At 33.1% G+C, this 10,640-nt stretch carries 12 protein-coding genes; 3 read left to right on the plus strand and 9 right to left on the minus strand.

Annotated features, from left to right (window positions below):
• Positions 1-357 precede the first annotated feature (357 nt).
• The 5 genes from VQL36_RS20355 to ftsE form a co-directional block, all read right to left on the minus strand.
• Positions 358-1,650: a PDZ domain-containing protein gene (locus VQL36_RS20355; RefSeq protein ID WP_349251032.1), complete on the minus strand. Its 1,293-nt coding sequence runs from the start codon at positions 1,648-1,650 to the stop codon at positions 358-360.
• 185 nt (positions 1,651-1,835) lie between these two features.
• The gene (locus VQL36_RS20360) at positions 1,836-3,296 is read right to left on the minus strand and encodes a S41 family peptidase (RefSeq protein WP_349251033.1); all 1,461 of its coding nucleotides are present in this window, start codon (positions 3,294-3,296) and stop codon (positions 1,836-1,838) included.
• Positions 3,297-3,370: 74 nt separating this feature from the next.
• Positions 3,371-4,549, minus strand: coding sequence for a murein hydrolase activator EnvC family protein (locus tag VQL36_RS20365; RefSeq protein ID WP_349251034.1), 1,179 nt, complete (start codon positions 4,547-4,549; stop codon positions 3,371-3,373).
• 34 nt (positions 4,550-4,583) lie between these two features.
• The gene (locus tag VQL36_RS20370; RefSeq protein WP_349251035.1) at positions 4,584-5,621 is read right to left on the minus strand and encodes a permease-like cell division protein FtsX; all 1,038 of its coding nucleotides are present in this window, start codon (positions 5,619-5,621) and stop codon (positions 4,584-4,586) included.
• Entirely contained in the window at positions 5,611-6,297 is a 687-nt protein-coding gene (gene ftsE / locus VQL36_RS20375) for a cell division ATP-binding protein FtsE (protein ID WP_349251036.1), read from the minus strand. The genes VQL36_RS20370 and ftsE overlap by 11 nt, the downstream gene beginning before the upstream one ends.
• A gap of 598 nt (positions 6,298-6,895) precedes the next feature.
• Between ftsE and VQL36_RS20380 the strand changes: the two genes are divergently transcribed.
• Entirely contained in the window at positions 6,896-7,069 is a 174-nt protein-coding gene (locus VQL36_RS20380) for a hypothetical protein (RefSeq protein ID WP_349251037.1), read from the plus strand.
• A gap of 97 nt (positions 7,070-7,166) precedes the next feature.
• Here VQL36_RS20380 and VQL36_RS20385 read toward each other — a convergent pair whose 3' ends face one another.
• Entirely contained in the window at positions 7,167-7,646 is a 480-nt protein-coding gene (locus tag VQL36_RS20385; protein ID WP_349251038.1) for a hypothetical protein, read from the minus strand.
• 156 nt (positions 7,647-7,802) lie between these two features.
• On the opposite strand from VQL36_RS20385, the gene VQL36_RS21215 reads away from it, so the two are divergent.
• Together VQL36_RS21215 and VQL36_RS20390 are read left to right on the plus strand one after the other, a co-directional pair.
• Positions 7,803-7,886, plus strand: coding sequence for a putative holin-like toxin (locus VQL36_RS21215; protein ID WP_413789584.1), 84 nt, complete (start codon positions 7,803-7,805; stop codon positions 7,884-7,886).
• Positions 7,887-8,248: 362 nt separating this feature from the next.
• A complete protein-coding gene (locus tag VQL36_RS20390; protein WP_349251039.1) occupies positions 8,249-8,827 on the plus strand; it encodes an NAD(P)H-dependent oxidoreductase in 579 nt (192 codons plus the stop codon).
• A gap of 161 nt (positions 8,828-8,988) precedes the next feature.
• On the opposite strand, the gene VQL36_RS20395 is transcribed toward VQL36_RS20390, so the two are convergent.
• The 3 genes from VQL36_RS20395 to VQL36_RS20405 form a co-directional block, all read right to left on the minus strand.
• Positions 8,989-9,228: a hypothetical protein gene (locus tag VQL36_RS20395; RefSeq protein WP_349251040.1), complete on the minus strand. Its 240-nt coding sequence runs from the start codon at positions 9,226-9,228 to the stop codon at positions 8,989-8,991.
• A gap of 272 nt (positions 9,229-9,500) precedes the next feature.
• Positions 9,501-10,049: a hypothetical protein gene (locus VQL36_RS20400; protein WP_349251041.1), complete on the minus strand. Its 549-nt coding sequence runs from the start codon at positions 10,047-10,049 to the stop codon at positions 9,501-9,503.
• A 79-nt stretch (positions 10,050-10,128) separates the two neighbouring features.
• A complete protein-coding gene (locus VQL36_RS20405) occupies positions 10,129-10,302 on the minus strand; it encodes a hypothetical protein (RefSeq protein ID WP_349251042.1) in 174 nt (57 codons plus the stop codon).
• Between the last annotated feature and the right edge of the window lie 338 nt (positions 10,303-10,640).

Here is a 10,640-nt window from a genome sequence, read left to right on the forward strand (position 1 = left end):
CCCCCCTAAAATAGTCTTATTAATAATTTTTGTTACAAAAAAATTAGTTAAATACAATAGATATAAGAAATATATTGGTCAATTTTTCATAAAATCCTTATCACAGTTTTGGTCGTACTTAACTGTTCGAGATGGAACAGAACTATAAGGAAATATCGAGAAGTTAGTTGAACACTATAATTACAAAAAGAAAAAAAGTAACCAATTTTAAGGTTACTTTTTCTTAAATTTATTAAGATTCATAATGAGGTGCTTGTTCTGAATAATATATTCAATGTCTTCCAACCCTAAAATACATCTGCTTGTAATAAAATTTCCCAGCCTTTGGGGCTAATTCTACAGGCTTTTAAAGTTTATTTAAATATCTATATTTTTATTGGATGATAAATCCACTCTAAAAATACCAGACAGTTTCATTTTTATATAAGCCCAAATCGGCTTTTCATTTAACTCTAAATAATACATCGCTTGTTCATCTGGGGCCAAGATTAAACCTAAATGGTGATGTTCTCCTGAAAATAGAGCACCCTTGACAAATTTGCTCTCCCCATCAAGGTTCAATATCTCTAACTTACAATATGCTGGGTTCATACGAATAGCCTGATGCAACTCTTCTTTCGTGTGCACTTCCAAGCCGTTCACTTTATGAATGATTTCTCCAACTTCTATGCCCATTTTTTCAGCAGAGCTATTTGGTAAAATACCCAAAATAAACAAACCACGTTGGTCATGTACATATATTGGAACTTGGCTAAATTCTTGTTTTTTACTGTAATATACGATCCCCTCATGAAACAATATGCAAAATAAAACAGCAGAGAAAGTGAAGATAGACCAATAATGAGAAAGAAATGCCAATCCCAATAATGTTACACTATAAATAGTAAGCCACTTTGCACTCCATTTCACCTTGTGCATAGGCAGCTTCACTCTGGTCATTTCAGAAAATCCGATAACAACTGGAAATGCGATCATCATCCAACCGCTTGTGAAAATTTCATTACTTAATATTGGATTCCAAGGCAGCACAATACCAGAGGAGGTTGTTGGAACTAATAAAAACAATGGCACAGGCCAAAACCCCTGAAAATGATAACCACCTACTATTTTACCGCGTTTCCCTTTAACAAATAATGGTGTAGAGGATTTTGCCCCATTCATATAATATAAAAAGGCTTCTAATAAATGTAAAATCGCTACTAAGCTAAGTAAGGAAGGTACATTAACATCTATTAATGTTTTTAAAAACCACGTGGATTTAAGTGAATCAAAAAATGGAAATGAAATCACGAGTACATGTAAAATCCCTACAATACCAACTGAATATGAAAAACATAAAAATCGAACCCGGAACAGTATCAAAATCAATGAAATAACCCAAATAAGAATCAATATATCAAATGATATACTTACCCCTATAAATATGATGAATAAAGAACATACAAAACCACCTACAATCCCCCAGCCAATGGTTTTCCAGGTTTCATTCATAAGTGAATGCAATTTAGTATGGAATAATTTCCTTTCCAAGTAAATTTGCCTACGATATTGGAAGATTACAAATAAAATACCTATGTAATAAAAAGGTTGAATGAGTAACAGCTTTAAAGCTTCTACAAATCCCATCGAAATCTGAATTAATAATTCCATTCACATGTTCTCCTTGTAATCTACTCTGAAATAAAATTTTATTGCTGCATGGACATTAAAAAGTTAAATCTTGTGCTGAAAAAAATAGGAAGACTGAGCACTCTGACCCAATCCTCCTAAAAACAGTTCGACACAAAGTTAATTAAATCCTTCTAAGTCACCCAATTTATGCAATCTGTTGTGGATTAACTCTCACTTAATACTTCAATCGCTTTTTGTAATTGCGAATCATTCTTTGGATCTCTAAATTTATCAATAATTTGCTTTTCAATTTCATTCGCCGTGGTTTCATCTAATTTACCTGTAACAAGTAAACCGTTTTTACCTTGGAAATTTTTAAGGGCAGCTTCTGTTTTTACATCAAAAAATCCATCAGTTCTTTCAGAGTTAAACCCTAAACCTTCAAGCATAATTTGTAAGGTTTTCACACTTTCGCCAACAGATTCAAGAGCTAATACCTTATCTTTTGGCAAAGGGGCAACAGTGAAAAATGCTGGTTGCTCAACCTTATAGTCAGGTTCAATCCCGACCTCGTGTATAAAGGCTCCACTAGAAGTAAGCCATTTGGCAACCGTCACTTTCAACTCACTGCCATCATCTACACCACTGGAAAATGTTTTTTGTACTGTTCCTTTTCCAAATGTAGTTTCACCAACGACAGTTCCATTTTCAGCTTCTATAATAGCACCAGCTAAAATTTCTGAAGCACTAGCGCTTCCACTATTCGTTAGTATGACGATGGAATATGGTTTCCCATCTGACTTGGTAATATGTTCTTTACGATTACCTTCACGATCCTCTTCATATACGAGCACCGATCCTTTTTCTAACAATGGATCTAATAAATCAATTGCTACATTCAAATATCCACCTGGATTATTACGAACATCTATGATTAAAGATGCCATGCCATCACTTTCTAATTGTTCTAAATCCTCATAGAATCGTTCTGCTGTCTGTTCTGCAAATTGCTTGATTTCAATGTATCCTATGTTATTTTCTAACATTTCAGATTGTACCGTTTCTAAATCAATTTTATTACGGACAACAATAATTTCAATCGGCTCGTTGAATCCCGCCCTTAGTATTTTCAACTTTGCTTGCGTCCCTTTTGGTCCTCTAATTTTTAAAACTGCATCATTTAAGCTTAAACCTTCTAGGCTTTCTCCATTCACAGAAATAATCTGATCTTTAGCTCGAATACCAGCCTCATCTGCTGGAGAATCTTTTATCGGAGAAACCACTGTCACCTTATTATCCTCCATTGTCACTTCGGCACCAATCCCAGAAATGGATGAATTAACTGCCTCTCGAAACATTTTAGATTGCTCTGCATCAAAATATACTGAATATGGATCATCAAGAGAAGCAAGCATCCCTCGAATTGCACCATCTATGACTTCAGTTTTATCCATTTCTTTGTAATACGCGTTTTCAATGATTTCAAATACGGTTGACATCTTTTTTAGATCCGTATCTGTAAAACTGGTGGCATTCCCTGTCTCTTCTTGTAACACTTCTTGTCCTGTTTCATCTAGCTCTAGAAAAATGGAATTGCTCCAATTCACAATTGCAATGGATAGTGCAGCTCCAATAATCATCGATAAGATGATTAGTAATATAACCGTACGGCGTTTTAAAACCATCAACTCACCACCCTAACCTTGGATCTTGAAAATCATCTTTTTAGTATATGTCAATTCTAACACAATTAATACAATTAATAGAATTTAACGTATTTATTAGGATCTACACGTGAATCCCACTTACGCACTTCAAAATGTAAATGGTTCCCTGTAGACCTTCCTGTAGTACCTACTTCGCCTATTTTAGCTCCACGGTTCACATTTTGTCCGACTGAAACATTGATCTGACGCATGTGTGCATATAACGTTTTTATACCATCCCCATGCTCTATTACGACAGCATACCCGTAAGAGCTCATATATTCTGCTACGATCACGACACCACCAGCAGATGCTAGAATATTAGTTCCACCTGGTGCTGCAATATCCACACCTGTATGACTTGATGTTCTTCCAGTAAACGGATCCTTTCTCGTTCCGTAATAGGAGGTTATACGATATTTTCTATCCGTAGGGAGTGGATATCCAAACTTTCCATCGTAAGTCAACTCTGCTTTTTTAGCTAATAACTTAGACCTTTGTGATATCATATTCGCCATTGCATCTTCTGCTTCTTTAGATATCTCTTCATGAACCTCTATCTGACCTTTAAAACTCGTAATTGCAACTTCTTTTTCTTTTTCCTGAGTATATAATTCAGTTCGTAATTGTTCTAATTCGTCTAGATTATCATTTAGTGCTACAATTCTAGTTTCTACTTCTTCTTTTGCTTTTTCTATGACTGCTTGATCATGTTTACGTGCTTCTAATAATTCCTTATCCTTATTTAATATTGAGTTTAGAGCTTGGAAACGATCTAAGAAATCTGTAAAACTAGTAGAACTTAATAATACATCCAAATAGGAAACAGAACCGTTTGTATACATAATATGAAGTCTAGATTTCAATAGTTCATTTCGATCTATTACTCGTTGTATTGCGTTATCAAGTTCAAGCTTCGCTGCTTCAAGCTCCTCTTTTGTTTGAGCAATCGTAGCCTCAAGTACTTCTACTTCTTTATTTTTAGTTGCGATTTGAAGTTCAAGCTCTTGTATTTCTTCTTCTGTATTGGCAATCTGAGTTTTTAAATTAGATATTTGATCTAGTGCTACTTGTCTATTTGCTTTGGCTTGAGCTTCTTTAGCTTTTAGCTCTTTCAATTGAGCATCTATTGCTTTTATTTCAGCTGAATTATCCGCTTGTCCTTGCTCTGGCAATATAATTGAGGAAAAAATAAATAAAAATGATATCAATACTAATACAACCTTCTTCAACGTCCGTTCCTCCTATTTATAAATAATTAATAGATTAAACTTTCAAATGTTTTCTTACAGATAAAACACTTCCAAAAACGCCAATGACTATACCGATAACAAACAAAGCAAGTAATATATTTGGAGTAGCCTCATTTTGAGGTATCATTTCCATTCCTAGAATTCCAAGCTGCAGTTGACTTCTTTCAACTAGTTCAGCGTATCCAAAATATAGAATAGCACTTGGAATAAATGAACCAATGAATCCAATCACAGCCCCTTCTACGAAAAATGGCCAGCGAATAAATTGATTTGTTGCTCCTACTAGTTTCATAATCGCGATTTCATTACTTCTTGCCATAATCGTAAGTTTAATCGTATTTGCGATCAAAAACATCGCTGTAAATACTAAACCGATAACAATAATGAAACCAATGTTACGGATCGTACTTGTAATTTTATGTAGATTTTCTACATATCCTTGTCCATATTTCACACTGTCTATGACTGGAATTTGTATTTCTTCTACCAATTGATCTTCTTGAATTCCCTGATCATCTGTTGTGTTTTCTGTTGAGTCTTGTCCTTCAGATGTATTTTCTTCTGGTTGTGCCACTTCTTCAGAAGCTGCTCTCTCAATTGTTAAGAACTCACCTTCATATAACTTTTCAATTTTTTCAGCAGCGGATTTTACTTCTCTTGAATCATATACTTCAACAACGAAGGAATCTGGAAGTGGATTATCTTCCCCATCATATCCTTCCAATGGATCGCCGATCTTTTCTCTCAATTCAGCTATGCCTTGTTCTTTTGTGATATGTGTTACTCTTTTGATTTCTTCAATCGTAGCTATATTGTTTTTAATGGAAATAATTTCTTCTTCCGGCACTTCCGTATTGAGGAAAACTTTGACTTCTACTTGACTTTCTATATCACCTAAAAATTGATTTACATTCGAGGTTAACAATAAAAACACACCTAGTATAAAAAGAGGAATGGCTATAGAACTTATTGATGCAAATGACATCCATGCGTTACGACTGACATTTTTGAACCCTTCACGAAAGTGACGACCGATTGTGCTAATTTTCATAACCGTATTCACCTCGTTCTTGGTCACGTACAACGACTCCGTCTTCGATGGCTATGACTCTTTTTCTCATTTTGTTTACGATATCTTTGTTATGTGTGGCCATGATGATCGTTGTTCCCCTGAAATTAATTTCTTCTAGCAACTCCATAATTCCCCAGGAGGTTTCTGGATCTAGGTTTCCCGTAGGTTCGTCTGCAATAATAAGAGAAGGGTTATTTACAATAGCTCTAGCAATTGCTACTCTTTGTTGTTCCCCCCCTGATAACTGTGAAGGATAGGCGTTTGCTTTCCCTTTTAATCGAACTAAACTTAATACTTCATTTGTTCTTTTTTTGATGAATTTTTTCGGTTCTTCTATAACTTCCATTGCAAAAGCGACATTTTCTGCAACTGTCAGTTTAGGAAGCAAGCGGAAATCTTGGAATACAACACCTATGTTTCTTCTCACATATGGGATTTTTCGTTGTTTTAACTTCCCTATATTAAAGCCGTTTACGACTATTTGTCCTTTGGTAGGTTTTTCTTCTCGATAGATGAGTTTCATAAACGTGGATTTACCAGCACCTGATGGCCCTACTATGTATACAAATTCATTTTGATCAACTTTTAAATTAATTCCTTTTAACGCTTCATTACCGTCTGGATATTTTTTAAAAACACCCTGCATTTCTATCACTTTATCACTTCCCGATTCTTGGTAGTCTTAGAGGTTGTTCAAAAAGTACCCTTTTGATCACGAAGTATCCCGTGAAGTTATATCGACATCGAATATTGCGCTCATATTTGAAGTCCGGTGCTCATGTACAAATCACTACACTCCACTCCGGCTTCTACATATTCGCACAATCTTCTCGGTGCTGAAAATTGAACTTTTTGAACATGCATTAAATTATAAACTTCGACATAAACAATAAAAATCCTTGCATAAAAAGGCTAGTTCATAAAAAAGATGTCGTTTCATCGAAAAATATGTATCTATCTACTCTTAAAATCGTAAAAATAGAATAGATGACACACAAAAACCAGCTTTTTTTACATTATACCATCTATTACGGCAAATTAAGTAGTTTTTTCCACAGAAAATTTAGTATTTTTTAGATGAAATATAAAAAGTATCCTATTTTGAAAAACAGACGTCATGATCCTCATTTTTGAGCGTATAAAATTCAAATTTTTATGTAATTTTAATGTCTGTCTAACTTTTTCTTAAGCAAAGAGGGATATGCTATACAAACACATAACATTTGATTTAAAAGGAATAGGAGGAAGTTAAGATGGCATTTAAAAAATTAGTCTCAACCGTTGCATTATCATCTTATTTATTGGGGGTTTCTGCGATAGGAGGATTTAATGTTTCTGAAATATATAAACCAATTCCTTCCAATTCTGCAGAAATCAATCAAGCGAATGAATTATTAGATAAAAAAGAGAAAAAATCTAAGGAATAACATAGATTTTAAAAGGACTGTCCGAAGAAATCATCGGACGGTTCTTTGATGCGCTCTGCGCTGGGAATAGGTGTTGGCTTCCTAGTTGTTCCCACTTTCAGCTTATAGTTTTCATAAACTCCCATGACATGCCCAAATATTTATATTTTATCTTTATCGTTTGAATCGGTTTTTTATTGGCGATTCTAATTCCATAACCTGTAGATTCATTTCTTTTTATTGCTTCATCAATATTATCTGTTTTAGGATATACTACATTTTCCTTAAAGTTGCGTACAAAAACGATATCATATTCAGGTTCATTTTTTAGTTGAACCATTTTTCCTGAATAACTCATTCCTAACTCCACCGATTTAGTGACTTTATCTCCATTTACAAACACGTCTATAATTTCAACATTTCTTATTCCATCGTTCTTTATATTTAAGGTTACTTTTGTATTATCTATGTTTGAAGTAAGTCCATTTGAATAGAGTGGAGGATGGTTGATGATATATACATATATCCCTATCATTAAAGCAAATAGAAACAATCCTGCGAAGATTAATATTTTATATGTTTTCATTTTTTGAATCATATCAAAACTCCCGGAATACTTTACTTTTGTCATAAATTACAAGAATAAATATAATAATTTCCTTCTTAGGAATAAAGTAGTATGATAGAAATGATACAATAGTTGGAAGGGCGGTAGGCTGATCCCTCATTTTGTAACGTTAGGGGGTGATGTCCCATGACAGTATTTCAAGCTATTTCTTTAATGTTAACCTTCGGGTTATTAATTATAGCTTTGTTATCTGTTAAGAACAAGAAATAGAACCGCCCCTCTCCAAGGTCGCGGTCCGTTTGTACTTAAAACCAAAGCCTACCGTTCTTATTTTAACGACTATTGTATGAAACCGTATGGTGTTAGCCGCACCTGCGGTTTCTTTATTTAGTATATGAATCTGTTAAATACATTATACACTATCATGTTCGATAAAATCCATATAAAGATAGTATCCTCTGCATAATTTCAACTTTTTAATACCTTTTGCTGGTGTATCCAAATACTTTACTTTTGTCATATGTTAAAATGACTTTTTCCATATTGTAACAAAAATTAGATGATTTTATAATGATCTTATGAAACGGATTGATCAATCCCAACGTAAATAAAATAGAAGGGGTGAAACTGAAATGAAAAAAGTATTGATCATTAATGGAAATCCAAATGAAGATAGTTTCGGTACTGCTCTTGCAAGTGCTTACAAAACTGGGGCAAGCAAAAAAGGAGCAGAAGTCAAAAAATTACGAGTGGCTGATTTGATATTTGATCCCATATATAAAGGATATACATACGATAGAAAAGACTTAGAAGATGATTTAATGAAGGCTCAAGAATTAATAACATGGGCGGATCATCTTGTCTTCATCTACCCAAATTGGTGGGGAACGATGCCAGCCCTATTAAAAGGATTTATTGATAGAGTGTTTTTACCTGGATTTGCGTTTAAGTACAAAGAAAATTCTGCAATGGTTGATCAATTATTAACTGAAAAAACAGCAAGACTTATCGTAACTATGGATTCTCCTAAATGGTACTATACTTTATTTCAAGGAAAACCAGGGCATAATTCTATGAAAAAAAGTATTTTAAATTTTTGTGGTATTAAACCTGTTAAAATAACTTCTGTGGATCAGGTTAGGAAATCTACGGTTAAGAGAAAACGGAAATGGTTAAGTAAGATAGAGAAGTTGGGGTATCAGGTGTCTTAGTGTAAATAAAGTCTACAAAATAGTTAAGGAAGCAATGGAATGACAGCTTGCCAGACATCGTCTTCCTCGATTAATATATTACATATTTTTTTATAAACCTTAATTTTTACTAATGCTAACACTTAAACTTCAGTATTTGGATTATTGATAATATTGTAAGATTAATTATTTTTTACCTCAATATACTCCTTAGGCTGGTTATTATAACCATCTGAGAATACCCATAGTCTATTACAATTTGGACATTTCAATACACTTTTCATTTCCATATAAAGTTTTTCTACATCAACAAATTCTTGTAATTTATCAAAATCATTATCAGATATATAGAGAAATTCAATTTCACAAGGAATATCTCCATAAGATAGTACATTACCACAACTACATTTAATTTTTGGCATTCTATACCTCCTAATTTGATATTAAACTACTAGATTTACAGGATAAAATTTCTAGATTCAAGAGAATGTATAGAAAAGTAACCCTACTGAGTGATTATTCTATGAGATTACTACATAATTAATTATTTTCTATAACAAAAGTTTTAATTATAATGTCTCCATCAAAGACATATACTCTTGACAATTCTGACAATGCCACACATCCTATTTAGGAGATGGTATTTCTATTGGATCAAAGATCTCACGATTAGATTCCTTCTCTGATTTCACATTTATATATACCCTTCGTTTTTGAGTAATATTTTATCTACTGGAATAAGTGAATCAATTCTTAGAACGTTATTTCCATTTGACTTTATGGAAAAACATGTTGCACAAGATTTATATATTCCTAAACCTTTAATATCCGTATATATTCTTAAATGATCGCTTTTGCATTGTGGACAAATTTCTGTTGATGTAAAGGTTATTAGATCTTTAATAAAATTAGATAACCTTTTCCAAACCTCTATGTCTGACTTTGGAAATCGGTTAATATAATTAATCGCTATGGATTCAAAATTATCTCCTGTTGAACCTAGTATATACTTCTTAGGATCCATTTTTAAAATGAAATTAAAAAACATTTTTACATCTTCTAAAAAATATACTTTTTGTGTTCGGTGCTCATCATTTAACAATTTGTTAATAGCTTCCTCATGTCTTTTTACAACCTCAATTAAACTACTTAATAAAGTTATATGGTCTATATTCTTGATTTGTAAAAAAACATCCGATATATCTGTCCATAGTAAATCAATTTCCCTTTTTCTATTAGTCATAAACCAATTTCCTTTCTTCATATTTCACTTTTATCTTTTGGAGCAGTATTTTTCTGCCCCTCATTATAAAAAAAGTATGTTAGGGTTCTGGTATTGGATAAGTAGTAATTTTAATCCATGTAGTTTCTTTACCCCCTACTACAGGGATACTTGATTTAGATGTACCAATAACTTGACCAGTATTAACTGTTCTTGAATACTGTCCTGAATCTAGTGCAGTTACAGGACTCTGAATAACATCATTTCGCTGCAAGATACTTTTTGTTTCTTCTTGACTTATATGGCATTTTTTTCGTTATTAAAGTGTTTATCAACAACATGTTCCCAACCTGCTTTTTCAGATGGACTAAATCTTATTGGTCCATTCGATATGTTTATTCTGTTTTGTACTACCCAGGGATATTAACAACGTCATCAGTTTCCTCAATATACTGCTTCCAATACTGATCATTCCCATTTCCGTCTGAATTACAATTGGGTCAATTTTAGTAATTTTTGTAACATTAGAGTTACCTTGAAGTCTCCTCTGAAACCTTTAGGACAGCGTTATCATCATGTCATGATAATAACTTTCTCAACTTCACCTATAAT

Source organism: Chengkuizengella sp. SCS-71B, assembly GCF_040100845.1.
In the GTDB taxonomy this organism is placed as follows: Bacteria; Bacillota; Bacilli; order Paenibacillales; family KCTC-33759; genus Chengkuizengella.

Coding starts and splice junctions, on each gene's coding strand:
- VQL36_RS20355 (WP_349251032.1), bottom strand. CDS start 1,650: ATGGAATTATTAATTCAGATTTCGATGGGATTTGTAGAAGCTTTAAAG.
- VQL36_RS20360 (WP_349251033.1), bottom strand. CDS start 3,296: ATGGTTTTAAAACGCCGTACGGTTATATTACTAATCATCTTATCGATG.
- VQL36_RS20370 (WP_349251035.1), bottom strand. CDS start 5,621: ATGAAAATTAGCACAATCGGTCGTCACTTTCGTGAAGGGTTCAAAAAT.
- VQL36_RS20380 (WP_349251037.1), top strand. CDS start 6,896: ATGGCATTTAAAAAATTAGTCTCAACCGTTGCATTATCATCTTATTTA.
- VQL36_RS20385 (WP_349251038.1), bottom strand. CDS start 7,646: ATGATTCAAAAAATGAAAACATATAAAATATTAATCTTCGCAGGATTG.
- VQL36_RS21215 (WP_413789584.1), top strand. CDS start 7,803: ATGACAGTATTTCAAGCTATTTCTTTAATGTTAACCTTCGGGTTATTA.
- VQL36_RS20390 (WP_349251039.1), top strand. CDS start 8,249: ATGAAAAAAGTATTGATCATTAATGGAAATCCAAATGAAGATAGTTTC.
- VQL36_RS20395 (WP_349251040.1), bottom strand. CDS start 9,228: ATGCCAAAAATTAAATGTAGTTGTGGTAATGTACTATCTTATGGAGAT.
- VQL36_RS20400 (WP_349251041.1), bottom strand. CDS start 10,049: ATGACTAATAGAAAAAGGGAAATTGATTTACTATGGACAGATATATCG.